General features: G+C 71.4%; 16 protein-coding genes and 1 riboswitch. Of the genes, 15 read left to right on the forward strand and 1 reads right to left on the reverse strand.

The window, feature by feature from the left end; genetic code table 11:
* The first annotated feature begins 39 nt into the window (after positions 1-39).
* From ACFWHT_RS14965 to ACFWHT_RS15035, 15 genes are all read left to right on the forward strand, one after another.
* On the forward strand, positions 40-624 hold the full coding sequence (locus ACFWHT_RS14965; RefSeq protein ID WP_378829979.1) for a pyridoxal 5'-phosphate synthase: 585 nt from the start codon (positions 40-42) through the stop codon (positions 622-624).
* On the forward strand, positions 621-1049 hold the full coding sequence (locus ACFWHT_RS14970) for a cupin domain-containing protein (RefSeq protein ID WP_378829980.1): 429 nt from the start codon (positions 621-623) through the stop codon (positions 1047-1049). Before ACFWHT_RS14965 ends, ACFWHT_RS14970 begins: the two co-directional genes overlap by 4 nt.
* Before the next feature lie 85 nt (positions 1050-1134).
* Positions 1135-2127, forward strand: coding sequence for an NAD-dependent epimerase/dehydratase family protein (locus ACFWHT_RS14975; RefSeq protein ID WP_378829982.1), 993 nt, complete (start codon positions 1135-1137; stop codon positions 2125-2127).
* A 37-nt stretch (positions 2128-2164) separates the two neighbouring features.
* Positions 2165-2258, forward strand: a riboswitch (TPP riboswitch).
* Positions 2250-3095: a hydroxyethylthiazole kinase gene (gene thiM, locus ACFWHT_RS14980; RefSeq protein ID WP_378829984.1), complete on the forward strand. Its 846-nt coding sequence runs from the start codon at positions 2250-2252 to the stop codon at positions 3093-3095. It overlaps the preceding riboswitch by 9 nt.
* On the forward strand, positions 3092-5215 hold the full coding sequence (locus ACFWHT_RS14985; RefSeq protein ID WP_378829986.1) for a bifunctional hydroxymethylpyrimidine kinase/phosphomethylpyrimidine kinase: 2124 nt from the start codon (positions 3092-3094) through the stop codon (positions 5213-5215). The genes thiM and ACFWHT_RS14985 overlap by 4 nt, the downstream gene beginning before the upstream one ends.
* A 279-nt stretch (positions 5216-5494) precedes the next feature.
* Positions 5495-6547 carry an N-acetyl-gamma-glutamyl-phosphate reductase gene (gene argC, locus ACFWHT_RS14990; RefSeq protein ID WP_378829988.1) on the forward strand — a complete coding sequence of 351 codons (1053 nt, stop codon included), beginning with the start codon at positions 5495-5497 and terminating at the stop codon, positions 6545-6547.
* Positions 6544-7701, forward strand: coding sequence for a bifunctional glutamate N-acetyltransferase/amino-acid acetyltransferase ArgJ (gene argJ / locus ACFWHT_RS14995; RefSeq protein WP_378829991.1), 1158 nt, complete (start codon positions 6544-6546; stop codon positions 7699-7701). The genes argC and argJ overlap by 4 nt, the downstream gene beginning before the upstream one ends.
* Complete coding sequence (argB, locus tag ACFWHT_RS15000) at positions 7698-8597, forward strand: acetylglutamate kinase (RefSeq protein WP_378829993.1); 900 nt, start codon at positions 7698-7700, stop codon at positions 8595-8597. The genes argJ and argB overlap by 4 nt, the downstream gene beginning before the upstream one ends.
* Positions 8594-9790, forward strand: coding sequence for an acetylornithine transaminase (locus ACFWHT_RS15005; RefSeq protein WP_378829995.1), 1197 nt, complete (start codon positions 8594-8596; stop codon positions 9788-9790). Before argB ends, ACFWHT_RS15005 begins: the two co-directional genes overlap by 4 nt.
* Positions 9787-10722 (forward strand): ornithine carbamoyltransferase, encoded by a 936-nt coding sequence (gene argF, locus ACFWHT_RS15010; RefSeq protein WP_378829997.1) that lies wholly within the window; start codon positions 9787-9789, stop codon positions 10720-10722. Before ACFWHT_RS15005 ends, argF begins: the two co-directional genes overlap by 4 nt.
* Positions 10719-12146: an argininosuccinate lyase gene (gene argH / locus ACFWHT_RS15015; RefSeq protein ID WP_378829999.1), complete on the forward strand. Its 1428-nt coding sequence runs from the start codon at positions 10719-10721 to the stop codon at positions 12144-12146. The genes argF and argH overlap by 4 nt, the downstream gene beginning before the upstream one ends.
* A gap of 65 nt (positions 12147-12211) precedes the next feature.
* Positions 12212-12856, forward strand: a complete 645-nt coding sequence (locus ACFWHT_RS15020; RefSeq protein ID WP_378830001.1) for a SatD family protein — start codon at positions 12212-12214, stop codon at positions 12854-12856.
* The gene (locus ACFWHT_RS15025; protein WP_378830004.1) at positions 12853-13602 is read left to right on the forward strand and encodes a hypothetical protein; all 750 of its coding nucleotides are present in this window, start codon (positions 12853-12855) and stop codon (positions 13600-13602) included. Before ACFWHT_RS15020 ends, ACFWHT_RS15025 begins: the two co-directional genes overlap by 4 nt.
* A gap of 28 nt (positions 13603-13630) precedes the next feature.
* The gene (gene tyrS, locus ACFWHT_RS15030) at positions 13631-14932 is read left to right on the forward strand and encodes a tyrosine--tRNA ligase (RefSeq protein ID WP_378830006.1); all 1302 of its coding nucleotides are present in this window, start codon (positions 13631-13633) and stop codon (positions 14930-14932) included.
* Between the two features lie 11 nt (positions 14933-14943).
* A complete protein-coding gene (locus tag ACFWHT_RS15035) occupies positions 14944-15744 on the forward strand; it encodes a DUF4184 family protein (protein ID WP_378830008.1) in 801 nt (266 codons plus the stop codon).
* Positions 15745-15799: 55 nt separating this feature from the next.
* On the opposite strand, the gene ACFWHT_RS15040 is transcribed toward ACFWHT_RS15035, so the two are convergent.
* Positions 15800-17143 (reverse strand): CoA transferase, encoded by a 1344-nt coding sequence (locus tag ACFWHT_RS15040; protein WP_378830011.1) that lies wholly within the window; start codon positions 17141-17143, stop codon positions 15800-15802.
* Positions 17144-17522: the final 379 nt, after the last annotated feature.

The following is a 17522-nucleotide window of genomic DNA, read 5'->3' on the forward strand; positions in this document are numbered from 1 at the left end:
CGCACCGGGATGCGGCGGCGACTGCGTAGGCTCGAGGTCATGACCGACGCCGCGTGGCTGCGCAGCCTGCGCACGCTCTCCGGGGACGCCCCGGCATTCGACCCTGCTGGGGCCCCGGCCGATCCCGTCGTGCTCTTCCGGGACTGGCTGGCGGATGCCGTGGCACGCGGCGTCGCCGAGCCGCATGCGATGACGCTGGCGACCGTGGACTCCGACGGTCTGCCGGATGCGAGGACTCTGATCCTGAAGGACTTCGGTGATGCCGGCTGGGGCTTCGCCGGGCATCGACGCTCTGCCAAGGGCGTGCAGCTCGCCGCCCGGCCTGCTGCGGCGCTGAGCTTCTGGTGGCAGCCGCTGGTCCGCGCGGTGCGCGTGCGCGGCAGTGTGCACGAGGCCACCGCAGCGGAGTCCGCGGCGGATCTCGCCGCTCGCTCGCCCGCCGCCCGCGCCGGGGTCGCCGCCGGAGACTGGGTGCTCTGGCGCGTCGTTCCGGAGCGCATCGAGTTCTGGCAGGGTGCGCAGGACCGCGACCATCTGCGGCTGGTGTACCGCCGGGGTGCGCACAGCTGGACCCGCGAGGCCGAGCATGCCGAGAACGGATCCGAAGAGAAGGAGATGCGATGAGCGACTACCAGGTGACCGAGATCGGCGCGCTGCAGGACTGGCGCGCGTTCCATGGCGGATTCGATGAGGCGCGCTCGCGCGACGGCCGCCGCGTCGTCGACCACGAGCTGACCATGCAGTACATCGGCATGACGGCGAACGCCCTGGTCCCGGGTGAGGAAGCCGGCTACTGGCACGTGCACGAGAAGGTCGAGGAGCTGTACGTGTTCCTCGCCGGACGCGGCCAGATGGGGCTGGACGACGACGTCGTCGACGTGGAGGAGGGCACGGTCGTGCGTGTGGGTCAGGGCGTGTGGCGCACCTGGCGGGCACTGCCGGACAGCCCGGGCGAACTGCGCTGGCTCTGCATCCGCGCCGGCGGCGAGCACCTTCCGCACATGCCCGACGACAGCCGTCGCGGGCCGGACCGTCCGATGCCGTGGTGAGTCCCGTCCTTCGGCGGGAGCGGGGTCGCATCCGCTGACAGCGGAAGCCCTTCCCTGTGGAGCGTCCGGATGCTGTCATGGCGTCATGACTCAGGTGCTGGTGCTCGGTGGAACCGGGTGGCTGTCGGGGCGGATCGCGCGGAAGTGGCGGGATGCCGGGGCGCAGGTGACCTGCCTCGCGCGGGGCGGACGTCCCGCGCCGGACGGGACGGTGCTGCTGCGCGGGGATCGCGATGATCCGGCCGTGTACGACCGGCTGCGCGAACAGCACTGGGACGAGGTGGTCGACATCTCCTCCCGGGCGCGGCACGTGCGCGAGGCGGTCGCGGCGCTCGGTGCGAGCACAGCGCACTGGACCTACGTCTCGTCGATGTCGGCGTACTCCGACGACACGACCCTCGGGCTCGACGAATCCGGGGCACTGCACGAGCCCGCGCAGGAGGGCGACGAGTACGAGTACGGCGCGGAGAAGGTCGCCGCGGAGCAGGCCGTGAGCGCGCTGGGGGAGCGGGCCTTCATCGTCCGGCCCGGCCTGATCGTCGGGGAAGGCGATCCCAGCGACCGCTTCGGGTACTGGGCGGCGGCGTTCGACCGCGCCGGGAACCAGCCTGTACTCGTCCCCACCCTCGCCGACAGGTACACGCAGGTGATCGACGTCGACGACGTCGCCGAACTGCTGGTGAGCGGCAGCAGGCAGGGGATCGTCAACGCGATCGGAGACGCTCACCCGCTCGTCGACGTGCTGCGCCGCATCCGCTCGGCCGCCGGCCACACCGGCGAGCTCCTCGAGGCCTCCGACGACTGGCTGCGCGGGCACGGCGTGGACTACTGGATGGGAGAGCGTTCCCTGCCGCTGTGGCTCCCCGCGGACATGCCCGGGTTCGCCCGTCGGGACAACACCGCGTACAAGGCATCCGGTGGTCGCCTCACGCCGATCGACGACACCATCCGGCGCGTGCTCCACGACGAGCGCGCCCGCGGGCTCGATCGCGAGCGCCGCGCGGGACTGACCCGTGCGGAGGAGCAGGAGCTCATCGGACAGCTCGTGCCGGCCGACGTCGATCCCGCTGACGACTGAGCCGACCCGACGACCGACGTCCTTCGCTAGACTCGCGATCAGTGACACGGGGTGCCGCATCCGCGGCTGAGAACAGACCCGTCGAACCTGATCTAGTTCGTACTAGCGAAGGGATGTCGCGAATGAGCGATCCTCTGCGTCCTGCATCCGCCCCCGGCCTCGCCACCGAGGCGGCCGACCTGCTGAGGGCGCTGCGCGCGGGCCCGCCCCTCACCCACTGCATCACGAACGCGGTGGTCACCGGCTTCACCGCCAACGTGCTGCTCGCCGTCGGCGCGGCCCCGGCGATGGTCGACATCGTCGGCGAGGCCGGGATGTTCGCGGGCATCGCCTCGGGCGTGCTCATCAACCTCGGCACTCCGACGCCCGAGCAGCGGGCGGCGAGCCTCGAAGCCGTCGCCGGCGCGAACGCCGCAGGCACGCCGTGGGTGCTCGATCCCGTCGCGATCGGGGCGTTGCCGATCCGCACGGCGCTCGCGCACGAACTCGCACAGCAGCGCCCGACCGCGATCCGCGGCAACGCCTCCGAGATCCTCGCGCTCGCCGGTCTCAGCGCCGGTGGTCGCGGTGTCGACGCCACCGACACGACGGATGCCGCAGCCGAGGCCGCACGCGCACTGGCGCACCGGCACGGCAGCGTCGTGGCCGTGTCCGGTCGCGTCGATCTCCTCACCGACGGAGAGCGGGTGCTGCGGCTCGCGAACGGCGACGAACTGCTCACCCGGGTGACGGGCGGCGGCTGTGCTCTGGGGGCGGTGATGGCAGCCTTCCTCGGCGCCGCCCGCGGCACCGGAGCGGATGCCCTGACCGCCGTCGCGGCGGCGAGCCTCTTCTACACGATCGCCGCGGAGCGCGCGGCTGCGCGCTCCGCAGGACCCGGCAGCTTCGCCGTCGCACTGCTCGACGACCTCGCCGGCCTGCAGCCCGAGGACATCGCCGCCGCCCGCTTCGAGGCGGAGGCACTGTGAACGCCGACCTCTCGCTGTACCTCGTCACCGACCGGATGCTGTGCGGCGACCGCGGGGTGTCCGAGACCGTGCGCCTGGCCGTCGACGGCGGCGCCCGCATCGTGCAGCTGCGCGACAAGGAGGCGACGGATGCCGAGACCGCGGCTCGGCTGATCGAGCTGTCGCAGGTCATCGACGGTCGCGCGCTGCTCATGGTGAACGACCGGCTCGACGCGGCGCTCGCCGCCCGTGCGGCCGGCGCCCGCATCGACGGCGTGCACCTGGGACAGGGCGACGCATCCGTGCTCCGCGCCCGCGCCGAGCTCGGACCCGATGCGCTGATCGGCCTCACCGCCAACAGTCCCGAGCACCTCGAGGCCGTGCTCGCGCTTCCTGCGGGTACCGTCGACTACCTGGGGGTCGGCGTGATCCGCCCGACCAGCACCAAGCCCGACCACCCGCCGGCACTCGGGGTGGACGGCTTCCGCGCGTTCGCCGCCGCCAGCCCGCTGCCGTGCGTCGCGATCGGCGGAGTGGGCATCGACGACACCGAGGAGCTGCGGGATGCCGGCGCGGCGGGACTCGCGGTCGTCTCGGCGCTGTGCGCGGCCGAGGATCCCGCGCAGCGAGCCGCCGACTTCGTGAGCCGCTGGCGTGCCGCGGGCATTCCCCGCGTGCTCAGCATCGCGGGCAGCGATCCGTCCGGCGGTGCGGGCATCCAGGCGGACCTGAAGTCCATCGCCGCGAACGGCGGCTACGGCATGGCGGCGATCACCGCTCTCACCGTCCAGAACACGCAGGGGGTCCGTGCCGTGCACGTGCCGCCGGCCGAGTTCCTGCGCGAGCAGCTCGACGCGATCTCGGACGACGTCGTCATCGACGCGGTGAAGATCGGGATGCTCGCGAACGCCGACGTCATCCGCGCCGTCGCCAGCTGGCTCGACACCGTGCGTCCCCCGATCGTCGTCATCGACCCCGTGATGATCGCCACCAGCGGCGACCGGCTGCTGGACGCCGAGGCCGAGCAGGCGCTGGGCGACCTGCTGCGTCGCGCCGATGTGGTGACCCCGAACCTCTCTGAGCTCGGCGTGCTGACCGGCCGGGAGTTCGGCGACTGGGAGGATGCGCTCGCCGCGGCATCCGTGCTCTCCGGCGCGATCGATGCGCGGGTGCTCGTCAAGGGCGGCCACCTCGACGGCGCCGACGCCCCCGATGCGCTCGTCGGACGCGGCGCGATCGTCGAGTTCCCGGGCCCCCGCATCGACACCGCGAACACGCACGGCACCGGATGCTCGCTGTCCTCGGCGCTCGCCACCCGTCTGGCGCGCGGCGAGTCGCCCGCAGAAGCCGTCGGTGGATCCCGCGCCTGGCTGCGCGAGGCGCTGCGCTCGAGCGACGAGCTGCACGTGGGGCGCGGACACGGACCCGTCAACCATTTCGCCGGGCTGTGGCGACGCGGTGGGCTCGAGACGGCGCCGAGTGCCGCGGACATCCGCTCCGACTGGTGGCGGGGCATCGCGGGCATCCGGCGCGACATCGATGAGCTCCCGTTCATCCGCGCCCTCGCCGACGGAACGCTCGATCGCGAGCTGTTCCTGACCTACCTCGCCCAGGACGCCCTGTACCTGCGCGAGTACGCGCGCGTGCTGGCAGAGGCCGCCCGCCTCGCCCCCACCGCCGAGGAGCAGGGCTTCTGGGCGGAGTCCTCGCACGGCTCGATCGCCGGTGAGCTCGAGCTGCACGCCACCTGGCTGACGCCCGAGACGGGGATCTCGGCAGCGACCTTCGCCGCGGAGCCGAGCGCGGTGAACGCCGCCTACCTCGACCACCTGCGCGCCGCCGCATTCTCCGGTGACTACGCCGTGCTGATCGCGGCGGTCCTGCCGTGCTTCTGGCTGTACACGGATCTGGGACGCCGGCTGCACGCCGGCGACTTCGGCGCGTACGCGTCCGATCCGCGACATCCGTACGCCTCGTGGCTGGCGACGTACGCCGACCCCGGCTTCGCGATCGCCACGGAACGAGCCATCGGCTACGTCGTGACGGCGGCTGCGGCAGCAGACGGGGAGCGCAGGCGCCGCATGCGCCGGGAGTTCGTCGCGGCAGCGGAACACGAGCGGGCGTTCTTCGATCTGAGATGAGCGGAGCCCGGGCGGGCGGTGCGGCCCGTGACGCCGCGGATTTGCGGATGCTGCGCGATCGGCGCTACTGTCGCGTCATGCCTTCGGCCGCACACTTCTCGCTGACGCCCCTTCCGGGTGTCGCCCCCGTGCGCCGACGCCGCGCCGGCCGCCGACTCTAGGCGACCCCGCGCAGCCCGTTCCGCGATGGTTCGAGGCCGGAGCCGGTGTCGCCGCCCCGGCCCCCTGTCAGTGGGTCACGCCCGTCATCGGGCGCGACTCGACCGTTAAGGTAGAACCATGACGTACTCCGTCGCCGTCTCCGGCGCATCAGGCTATGCGGGAGGCGAGATCCTGCGGCTTCTCGCCGCGCATCCCGACATCGAGATCCGCACCGTCACCGCGCACTCCACTGCGGGTCAGCCACTCGTGCAGCACCAGCCGCATCTGCGCTCGCTCGCGCATCTGACCCTTCAGGACACCACCCCCGAGACGCTCGCCGGGCACGACATCGTCTTCCTCGCGCTGCCGCACGGGCAGTCGGGCCAGTACACGGATGCCCTCGGCGACACCCCGCTCGTGATCGACGCGGGTGCCGACCACCGCCTCACCTCGCGGGATGCGTGGGATGCCTTCTACGGCGGCGCCTTCCACGACCCGTGGAGCTACGGCGTCCCCGAGCTGCTCGTGAACGGCCGTAAGCAGCGCGAGAACCTGCGCGGCGCGACGCGCATCGCGGCCCCCGGGTGCAACGCGTCGACCGTGAGCCTCAGCCTCGCTCCCGGAGTCGCGGCGGGCGTCATCGATCCGTCCGACATCGTGACCGTCCTCGCCGTCGGGCCGTCCGGTGCGGGCAAGAGCCTGAAGACGCACCTCCTCGGCAGCGAGCTGCTGGGCACCGCCAACCCCTATGCGGTCGGCGGCACCCACCGGCACATCCCCGAAATCCGTCAGGCGCTCGCCGCAGCATCCGGTGTCGCGCCCGCGGGAATCCGCATCTCGTTCACTCCCGTGATCGTCCCGATGGCCCGCGGTATCCTCGCCACCTCGACCGCACCGATCGCCGACGGCGCCACCGATGCGCAGATCCGGGACGCGTGGCAGAGCGCGTACGGTGACGAGACCTTCGTGCAGCTGCTGCCCGAGGGGCATTTCCCGCGCACCGCCGACGTGCTCGGTGCCAACACCGCGCTGATGGGGCTCGCGATCGATCGCGCGGCGAACCGGGTCACCGTGGTGACTGCGGTCGACAATCTCGTCAAGGGGACCGCCGGCGCCGCCGTGCAGTCCATGAACCTCGCGCTGGGCCTTCCCGAGGACCGCGCCCTCACCGTGAACGGAGTGGCGCCGTGAGCGTGACCGCAGCCCAGGGATTCGAAGCGGCCGGCGTCGCTGCAGGCCTCAAGAGCACCGGCAGGCCCGACGTGGCCGTGGTCGTCAACCGCGGACCCCGCAAAGTGGGCGCGGCGGTGTTCACCACCAACCGTGCCAAGGCGAACCCGATCCTGTGGTCCCAGCAGGTGATCGCCGATCGCACGGTCGAGGCGGTCGTGCTGAACTCCGGCGGGGCGAACTGCTTCACGGGCGCGTTCGGGTTCCAGACCAGCCACCTCACCGCCGAGAAGGCGGCCGAGCTCCTCGAGGTGAGCGCGGGAGACGTCCTGGTGTGCTCGACCGGTCTCATCGGCGTCGGCGACGAGGTCTTCCGCGGCAAGGTGCTCGACGGCGTCGAGCAGGGCATCGCCGGCCTCAGCGCCGACGGCGGCCAGGCGGCGGCCGAGGCGATCATGACCACCGACACCGTCTCGAAGACCGCGGTCGTGCACGGCGACGGCTGGACGATCGGCGGCATGGCCAAGGGCGCCGGGATGCTGGCGCCGGGTCTGGCCACCATGCTGGTCGTCATCACGACGGATGCCGACCTGGAGGCCTCCGAGGCCGACGCCGCTCTGCGCAGCGCGACCGGGGTGAGCTTCGACCGGCTCGACTCCGACGGCTGCATGTCCACGAACGACCAGGTCACGCTGCTCGCGAGCGGCGCCAGCGGCATCCGTCCCGACCTCGACGCCTTCACCTCCGCCCTGACGGAGCTGTGCCGCGAGCTCGCGAAGAAGCTGCAGACGGATGCCGAGGGCGCCGGCCACGACATCACGATCGAGGTCCGCAACGCCGCCACCGAGGCGGAGGCCGTCGAGGTCGGCCGCTCGGTCGCCCGCAACAACCTCTTCAAGGCCGCGATCTTCGGCAACGACCCGAACTGGGGCCGCGTGCTCGCCGCGATCGGCACGACCACCGCGCAGTTCGACCCCTACGACGTCGACGTCTCCATGAACGGCGTGCGGGTGTGCACCGCCGGGGGCCCGGACCGCCCCCGAGACGACGTCGACCTCACGCCGCGCGCCACGCATCTCGAGATCGACCTGAAGGCCGGCCAGGCCACGGCGACGATCCTCACCAACGACCTGACCCACGACTACGTGCACGAGAACAGCGCCTACGCCTCATGACCGATCTGCAGGACACCGCCCCCGAGGAGGCCGCCGTCAAGGCGGCCACCCTCATTGAATCCCTGCCGTGGCTGAAGAGGTTCCGCGACCAGATCGTCGTCGTGAAGTACGGCGGCAACGCCATGGTCAGCGACGAGCTGCAGGACGCCTTCGCGCAGGACATCGCCTATCTGCGCTACGTGGGTGTGCAGCCCGTCGTCGTGCACGGCGGCGGGCCGCAGATCTCGAACATGCTCGATCGGCTGGCCATCCCCAGCGAGTTCAAGGGCGGCTACCGCGTCACCAACACCGAGGCGATCAGCGTCGTGCGCATGGTGCTGACCGGGCAGGTCAACCCGCAGCTGGTGGCGAAGATCAACTCGCACGGGCCCATCGCCACCGGGCTCAGCGGGGAGGACGCCGGGCTGTTCGGCGGCCGTCGGCGCGGCGTGGTCGTCGACGGCGAGGAGATCGACCTCGGCAGGGTCGGCGATGTGGTGCAGGTGGATCCCACCCCTGTCCTCGATCACCTCTCCGCGGGCCGCATCCCGGTCGTGTCGTCGATCGCTCCCGACCTCGACCACCCAGGCCAGTCGCTCAACGTGAACGCGGATGCCGCCGCAGCGGCACTGGCCACGGCGGTGGGCGCGCGCAAGCTCGTGATCCTCACCGATGTGGCCGGGCTCTACGCCGACTGGCCGAACCGCGACTCGCTGGTCTCGCACATCACCGCCGACGCGCTCACCCAGATGCTGCCCGGGCTCGAGTCGGGGATGATCCCGAAGATGCGCGCCTGCCTCGACGCGGTGCAGGGCGGCGTCGACGCGGCCGCGATCATCGACGGACGGGTGCCGCATTCGGTGCTCGTGGAACTGTTCACCAGCAAGGGAATCGGCACGGAGGTGGTCGCACAGTGACCTGGAACGATGATGCCGCGCGCGATCTGATGAGCCTGGGCGGACGGCTCGCTCTGCTCACGCACGGGGAGGGATCCTGGGTTCACGACGACGAGGGTCGTCGCTACCTCGACTTCCTCGGCGGCATCGCCGTGAACTGCCTCGGTCACGCGCACCCGGTCTTCGTCGATGCCGTCGCGCGCCAGGCCGCGACGCTCGCGCACGTGTCGAACTACTTCGCCACGCCCGGCCAGCTCGAGCTGGCAGCACGGCTCAAGCGCCTGGCGGGCACGGGGGAGCGGGGCCGCGTCTTCCTCGCGAACTCCGGGACCGAGGCCAACGAGATGGCCGTGAAGCTCGCACGCCTGCACGGCAACCCCGACGGCCGCACCACCATCCTCGTCGTGGAAGGGGCGTTCCACGGGCGCACGATGGGCGCGCTCTCCCTCACCCCGAAGGCGGCGTACCGCGATCCGTTCCTTCCCGCCGTGCCGGATGTGGTGACGGTGCAGCGCTCGGTCGAGAGCCTGGAGCAGGCGTTCGCCGCCGGCGGTGTGGCCGCCATGATCGTCGAGCCCATCCAGGGCGAGGCCGGTGTGGTCGAGCTGCCCGAGGGCTTCCTCGCGCGTGCGCGGGAGCTGACCGCCGAGCACGGCGCGCTGCTCATCCTCGACGAGGTGCAGACCGGCTCGGGTCGCACCGGCACGTGGTTCGCGTTCCAGCGCGAGGGGATCGTGCCGGACGCCGTCACCCTGGCCAAGAGCATCGGGGCCGGCTTCCCGCTCGGGGCGCTGATCACTTTCGGCGCGGCGAGCGAGCTGTTCTACCCGGGCACCCACAACTCGACCTTCGGAGGCAACCCGCTCGCCAGCGCCGTCGCCAACGCCGTGCTCGGACACATCGAGGACGAGGGCCTGCTCGACAACGTGAACGCCCGCGGAGCGCAGCTTCGTTCCGGCGTCGCCCAGCATCCGCTGGTCGCGGGCACGACGGGAGCCGGCCTTCTCATCGGCATCCGGCTCGCGGCCCCGGTCGCCGCCGCCGCCCGCCAGGCAGCGCACGAGCGCGGCCTGATCATCAACGCACCCACCGACGACGTCATCCGGATCGCCCCCGCGTACACGATCGGCGATGCCGAGGTGACCGAGTTCCTCACCCTCTTCACGGCGGCGCTGGACGCCGTCGCACCCTCGACCAAGGAGACACCCGCGTGACCCGCCACCTGCTTCGCGACGACGACCTGACCCCCGCCGAGCAGGGCGAGGTGCTCGACCTCGCCCTCGAGCTGAAGAAGGACCGCTGGGCGAACAAGGCCCTCGCCGGTCCTCAGACCGTCGCGGTGATCTTCGACAAGTCGTCCACGCGCACCCGGGTGTCCTTCGCCGTCGGCATCGCCGACCTCGGCGGATCGCCGCTGATCATCTCGACGGCCAACAGCCAGCTCGGCGGCAAGGAGACCCCCGCCGACACCGCGCGCGTGCTGGAGCGCCAGGTGGCGGCCATCGTCTGGCGCACCTACGCGCAGGCCGGGCTGGAGGAGATGGCCCGCGGCACGCGCGTGCCGGTCGTGAACGCGCTCTCCGACGACTTCCACCCCTGCCAGCTGCTCGCCGACCTGCTGACGATCCGCGAGCACAAGGGCGAGCTGAAGGGCCTGACGCTGACGTTCTTCGGCGACGGACGCAGCAACATGGCCCATTCCTACCTGCTCGCCGGCGTCACGGCGGGCATGCATGTGCGCATCGCGTCCCCGGAGGCCTACGCGCCGCGCGCCGACGTCGTCGAGGCCGCCCGCAGGCGCGCCGCGGAGACCGGCGGCTCGGTCACCCTGCTCACCGATCCCCGAGAGGCGGCGCTGGGCGCCGACGTGATCGTCACCGACACGTGGGTGTCGATGGGCAAGGAGGAGGAGAAGATCGAGCGCCTGCGCGACCTGGGCGGCTACAAGGTGACCACCGAGATCATGGCGCTGGCGGATCCCGCGGCGATCTTCATCCACTGCCTGCCCGCCGACCGCGGATACGAGGTGGACTCCGAGGTCATCGACGGCTCGCAGAGCGTGGTCTGGGACGAGGCCGAGAACCGCCTGCACGCGCAGAAGGCACTGCTGGTGTGGCTGCTCGGCAAGCAGGAGGCGGCAGCATGACCGGCGGCGCGCACGGCACGAACGAGGGTGCGCTCTGGGGCGCCCGGTTCGCCGGCGGTCCCTCGCCCGAGCTGGCCGAGCTGAGCCGGTCCACGCAGTTCGACTGGATCCTGGCGCCCTACGACATCGCCGGGTCCCATGCGCACGCGAAGGCGCTGGAGGCCGCCGGGTATCTGGAGCCCGAGGAGGCGCGCATCATGCACGCCGGGCTCGATGCGCTCTCCGCCCGTATCGCCGACGGCACCCTGCTGCCGGACCCGGGCGACGAAGACGTGCACGGCGCCCTCGAGAAGGCCCTGATCGCCGAGGTCGGCGCCGAGGTCGGGGGCCGTCTGCGCGCCGGCCGCAGCCGCAACGATCAGATCGCGACCCTCGTGCGCATGTACCTGATCGACCACGCGCAGGTGATCGCGCGAGACCTGCTGCGCGTCATCGATGCGCTGGTCGCGCAGGCCGAGGCCCACCCGCAGGCGATCCTGCCCGGGCGGACCCACCTGCAGCATGCGCAGCCGGTTCTGCTGGCCCACCATCTGCAGGCGCACGCGTGGCCCCTGGTGCGCGAGCTGGAGCGTCTGGTCGACTGGCGTCGCCGCGCCGGATCCTCTCCCTACGGCGGGGGAGCGCTGGCGGGCTCGACGCTCGGGCTCGATCCCGCGCTCGTCGCCCGCGAGCTGGGTCTCGACCGCCCGGCGGAGAACTCCCTCGACGGCACCGCCGCGCGCGACGTGGTCGCCGAGTTCGCGTTCATCGCGGCGATGACGGGCATCGACCTGTCGCGTCTTTCCGAGGAGATCATCCTCTGGAACACGCGGGAGTTCGGCTTCGTCACCCTCGACGACTCCTACTCGACCGGCTCGAGCATCATGCCGCAGAAGAAGAACCCCGACATCGCCGAACTCGCACGCGGCAAGTCCGGGCGCCTGATCGGCAACCTGACCGGCCTGCTGGCGACTCTCAAGGGGCTGCCGCTCGCGTACAACCGCGACCTGCAGGAGGACAAGGAGCCGGTCTTCGACTCGGTGCAGACGCTCGAGGTGGTGCTCCCGGCGTTCGCGGGGATGATCGCCACGCTGCGCTTCGACACCGCGCGCATGGCCGAGCTCGCCCCGCAGGGGTTCTCGCTGGCCACCGACGTCGCGGAATGGCTGGTCAAGCGACGTGTGCCGTTCCGCGATGCGCACGAGATCTCGGGCGCGCTCGTCCGGGTGTGCGAGCAGCGCGGCATCGGTCTTGAGGACGCCGATGACGCGCTGCTGATCTCCGTCTCGGAGCACCTCACGCCCGAGGTGCGCGAGGTGCTCTCGATCGAGGGCTCGGTTGCGTCGCGGTCCGGCGTGGGGGGGACCGCCCCGGTGCGGGTGGCGGAGCAGCGTGCGGAGCTCGTCGCGCGTGCCCAGGCCGCCGTCCATGCCCTCGGGCTCTGAGAACAGCTCTCTTCGATATAACCAGAAAAGGAATAAGTCTCGCTTATTCGTGCTATGGTCATGTCATGGTCGTAGCAGTGATCGCCGACATCGTCGGCTCGCGCCGCCTGCGTGACCGGGCGAAGGCCCAGCAGATCTTCGACGAGACGATCGCGCGGGTGGAGCGCGAACATCCCCTCGCGGAGCATGCGCTGCGTCCGACGGTGGGAGATGAGCAGCAGGGCGTCTATCGCACGCTCGACCAGGCTCTCGCATCCCTGCTGCTGCTCCAGCTCGCGCTGCCCGACGGCATCGAGTTCCGTTTCGGCCTGGGCATCGGCGACATCCGCGCCATCGAATCCGAGCACCGCGAACTCTCCGACGGGCCGGGATGGTGGGCCGCGAGGGATGCGATCGAGGCGGTGCACGCCCGCCAGCAGCGCGCCGTGCCGACCACCCGCACCTGGATCGTCGGAGCCCCCGGGCAGGATGAGGTCATGGAGACCGCTCTCGCCGCATCCAACGCCTACCTGCTGGCCAGGGACGAGATCGTCGTGCGCATGAGCGAGCGCGAACGCCGACTGGCATACGGGCGCGCCGGCGGGATGTCGCAGCGCGAGCTGGCCGAGCAGGAGGGCATCACGCAGCCGGCCGTCTCCAAGGCGCTGCGGAGCTCCGGAGCGGCTGCGCTGCTCGACGGGCTGAGTCTGCTGAAGGGTGAGACGGCATGATCCTCACGGCCCTCGTGCTCGCCGCCGTCGGCGCGAGCGACCTTCTCCGGCGATTCGTGCCACGCCGCCCCGTGCGTCTTGTGCTTCTGATCGCTCTCGGCGCCGCGATCGTCGCGCTCGGGGCGTGCGCCGACGCGCTCGCGGCCGCAGTCGTCGCCCTCGTGCTCACCGCGCTGTGGTTGTGGAGCATGCCGCTGGACGCTACCGGGCGCGCCTCGTTCTGGCCCGCGGTGCTGCTGGGGGCCATCGCCGCGGGCGCGACGGCGCTGATGCCGTCGCGTCGGTCGCCGGGCATCATCGGCGACATCTGGCAGCTGCCCTCCCCGGCGGGCGAGATCGGCTTCGACGTCGCGCTGCTCGCGGTCGGAGCCATGCTGTTCGTCACGGAGTCCGCGAACCTGGTCGTGCGGGCCGCCCTCGACCGGGAGGGGACCTGGCGCCCGGCCGACCAGGGCGGAGCGCTGCGCGGCGGCCGGCTGCGCCAGCCGCAGCAGCTTGCCACCGGCTTCCAGGGCGGGCGGCTGATCGGACCGCTGGAGCGCCTCATCGTCGTGGTGCTCACGCTCGCCGGCGCGTACTCGCTGCTGGCCGCGATGCTCGCGGCGAAGGGCATCGTGCGCTTCCCGGAGATCTCCAAGGACGGCGAGACCGGAGCGCGCGCCGAGTACTTCCTGGTGGGGAGCCTCGTGAGCTGGGTCATCGCGCTCGGTGCCGCCTTCCTGGTCTGGTGGGCCGCGCACAGCTGAGCGGACGGCCGCTGATAGCCTGGAACACGTGTCGAATCCCGCTCTGACGACCGCCCCCGTGGCGCTCGATCCCACGTTCGAGAACGTGTGGGACGAGCTGCTGTGGCGCGGGCTCGTCCACGTGTCCACCGATCAGGAGGCGCTGCGCGCCCTTCTCGCCGGGGACCCGATCACGTATTACTGCGGTTTCGACCCGACCGCTCCCAGCCTGCACCTCGGCAACCTCGTTCAGCTGCTCACGCTGCGCCGCATCCAGCTCGCCGGCCACAAGCCGCTCGGCCTCGTCGGCGGCTCCACCGGCCTCATCGGCGACCCGCGACCGACCGCCGAGCGCACGCTGAACACGCGCGAGACGGTCGAGGAGTGGGTGGGCCGTCTTCGCGGCCAGGTCGAGCGCTTCCTCAGCTTCGAGGGCGACAACGCCGCCCGCATCGTGAACAACCTCGACTGGACGGCGCCGCTGAGCGCCATCGACTTCCTGCGCGAGGTCGGCAAGCACTACCGCGTCGGCACGATGCTCAAGAAGGACGCCGTCGCCGCGCGCCTGAACTCCGACGCCGGCATCAGCTACACCGAGTTCAGCTACCAGATCCTGCAGGGCATGGACTACCTCGAGCTGTACCGCTCCTACGACTGCGTGCTGCAGACCGGCGGCAGCGATCAGTGGGGCAACCTCACCAGCGGCACCGACCTGATCCATCGGGTGGAAGGCGCTTCCGCCCACGCGATCGGCACCCCGCTGATCACCAACACCGACGGCACCAAGTTCGGCAAGAGCGAGGGCAACGCGATCTGGCTGGATGCCGAGATGTGCAGCCCGTACCGGATGTACCAGTTCTGGCTCTCCACCGCGGATGCCGACGTCGTCGAGCGCCTGAGGGTCTTCACCTTCCTCACCCGCGCCGAGATCGAGGAGTACGCGGCACTGGTCGAGAGCGAGCCGTTCCGCCGCGCCGCTCAGAAGCGGCTGGCGCTCGAGGTGTGCGCCACCGTGCACGGCGTCGAGGCGACGGCGGCGGTGATCGCCGCATCCGAGGCGCTGTTCGGCCAGGGCGATCTGGCCTCGCTCGACGCGGCCACGCTGCGCACGGCTCTCGAGGAGCTGCCGAACACGACCGTCGCGGCCGGGACGCCGGTCGCCGAGGCACTCGTGCAGACCGGGCTGGTCTCGAGCATCTCCGAGGCGCGCCGTGCGATCTCGCAGGGCGGCGTCACCCTCGACGGGGAGCGCGTGACCGATGACGGTGCGACCGTGCGTGGGTCGCTTCCCGGAGGGGTGTCGGTGCTGCGCCGCGGCAAGAAGACCCTGGCCGGCGTGTTCCTCGACTGAGCGGCGATCGGATGCCGTTCACGCCGAGCCACGCCGTGGCCGCTCTGCCGTTCCTGCGCACGCCGCTGGTGCCCGGCGCGATCGCGATCGGGGCGATGACACCCGACCTTCCGCTCTTCACGCGGGGAATCGGCCTGTCGTACGGCTTCACCCATGCGACGACGAACATCGCATGGACCACGATCGTCGCCTTCGTGTTGCTGCTCCTGTGGCGGGTGGTCCTTCGCCCGGCTTTCGTGGAGCTCGCGCCGACCGCGCTGGCGGCGCGGCTCCCCGATGACTGGCGTTCCACCGGTCGCGCAGCTGTGCGAGAGCTGGTCGCACCGCGCGAGCGCTTCGGCTATCCGCTCCTGCTGGTCCTCTCGCTCATGCTCGGCGTGCTCTCGCACATCGCCTGGGACGGTCTCACCCACGAGGGGCGCTGGGGCGTCGAGGCGCTGCCGGTGCTGCAGCAGATGTGGGGATCGATGCACGGCTACAAGTGGCTGCAGCACGGATCCAGCGCACTGGGCCTGCTCGTCATCGGGCTGTTCGCCTTCCTGTGGCTGCGACGGCGCGGGATCGTCTTCCGTGGAAGGGTGCTGCCGGGCTGGGTGCGGTGGGCGTGGTACGTGTCGCTCCCGGTGTTCCTGATCGGGGCCTGGCTGCTGGGCCTGGCCGTGTACGGGCCTCTCGCCGACACGTTCACCATCCAGCATCTGGCGTATCGCACGCTTCCGGTCGCGTCGGGCGTGTGGGGACTGCTGACGCTCCTGCTGTGCGCGGTCGTCGTGATCGCGGCCGGGCGCGCGAGGCGGCGCGGGGAGCGTTGAGCCGAGAGGTCACCGAGCGGTCTCCGGGCGGTGTTCGCAGGCTCGCCGACGGCGCTCACCACTCGGGCGGATCGGTTCCCCACGGACGAGGGGACGCGAACAGCTCCGGCGAGCCCGGCCAGCGGACGGCCGGCACGACGGTCGTCACCGTTCGTCCGGCGACGGCGAAGGTCTGGGTCTGCGCCTGCTCGTCGAGCGGGGCGGGTGCGGCGCCGGGTGAGGACCGCGGCAGGCCGAGAAGTTCGGCGGCCATCCGCCGCAGCGAGGTGCGCACGTGCCAGGCGCCCCCGGACTCGGCGCGGCGACGCAGTGCGGTGACGATGCCGGCGGCGAGCAGATAGCCGGCCGAATGGTCCAGCGCCTGCGCGGGGAGGGCTCCCGGAACGACGCCGTCGGCGGACTCCAGCCAGGAGATCCCGCACTCCGCCTGCACGATGCTGTCGAACCCCCGAGGTGAGTCGTCGCCGGGCCATGCGCTGAGCTGCCCGATGACGAGATGCGGATGCCGCGACGCGAGCGCGGATGCCGTGAGCCCGAGTCGACGCAGGCCCTGCGGGCGGTAGCCGAGCACGAGAACGTCTGCATCCGCAAGCAGTGCGTCGAATCGTGCACGATCCGCGGAGACGTCCAGCAGTGCGGAGCGCTTTCCGTGGCCGGTGTCCAGATGCTGCCATGCGGGCTCAGCACGATCCGGCGGATCGATGCGCAGCACGTCGGCACCGGCCAGGGCGAGCGTGCGGGTGGCCACGGGGCCGGCGATCACCCGGGTCAGATCGAGCACGCGGACGCCGGTCAGCGCAAGCGGAGATCCCCCGTGGGGGAGAGCGCGGCTGGACGAGACGGCGAGTCGGGTCAGGTCGACGAGCGGGCGGCGCCGCAGCTCGGCGTCGACGGCGTCACGTTCTTTCCGGACGGAGACGCCGATGCCGCCCGCTACGGTGATCGCGTCCACGGCATCCGCCGCCCGCATGCCGGAGAGTGCGGCCTCGACCGATCCGGGGTCCGCATCGCGATCGAGGCGCAGTCCGTCGAGAAGCGCATGCGCGTGATGCGGGTAGTTGCCGTGCGTGCGGATCCAGCCGTCGGCCGTGCGCCAGAATCGCGACAGTGGAGCCCATGACTGCGGGGTCGCTCCATCGATACGCAGATGCCGATCGCTGCGGAACGCCGCAGCGATGCGCGCCGGATCGGGAGGGGCCGCGCTCGTGGCCGAAAGGGTGGCGCCGGCGACGAGGACCGAGGCCCAGGCGAGCTCGCCCACGGCCAGGGAGGAGCTCAGGGGGACCGCGGGGTGGCAGGACGAGTCGCTCCGACCTGCGGCGAGGCCGAGCTCGCGATGAAGACGCGCGACGAGCCCGGGTTCCCGCGGGTCAGGGGTGGTGTCGTGAGCCGTGGCCATGAGGGGACACTACGCCGTCGGATGGCGGTGCGGCTGCGCGCGACACGCCCGGGATGCGGCGGTGATTTGCCGGGCCGTGGGGATCCGCGTAAGTTATTACCTGTTCGCCCCAAGCGGTTGAGCGGAAGGCCGGAAGGCCTGGCTCCCCTCCAAGCAGCGAACAGACTCCTCCTTCTCCTGCGGACTCGTCCGGAGTAAGATGGAGGGCCCGGCTCCGATCGGATCGCTTTGACAGCGCCCGCGGTGCCGGATAAGATTGTGAAGTTGCCCTGCGCGTCCTGCCTTGGTTGGTGGGTGTGTGGGTGCGTCCGATCCTTGAGAACTCAACAGCGTGCACTTGTCAAATGCCAAATTATCCTCGTCCAGCCCTGTGGGGTTG

The sequence above is a fragment of the Microbacterium sp. NPDC058342 genome (genome assembly GCF_042723935.1).
Taxonomy (GTDB): domain Bacteria; phylum Actinomycetota; class Actinomycetes; order Actinomycetales; family Microbacteriaceae; genus Microbacterium.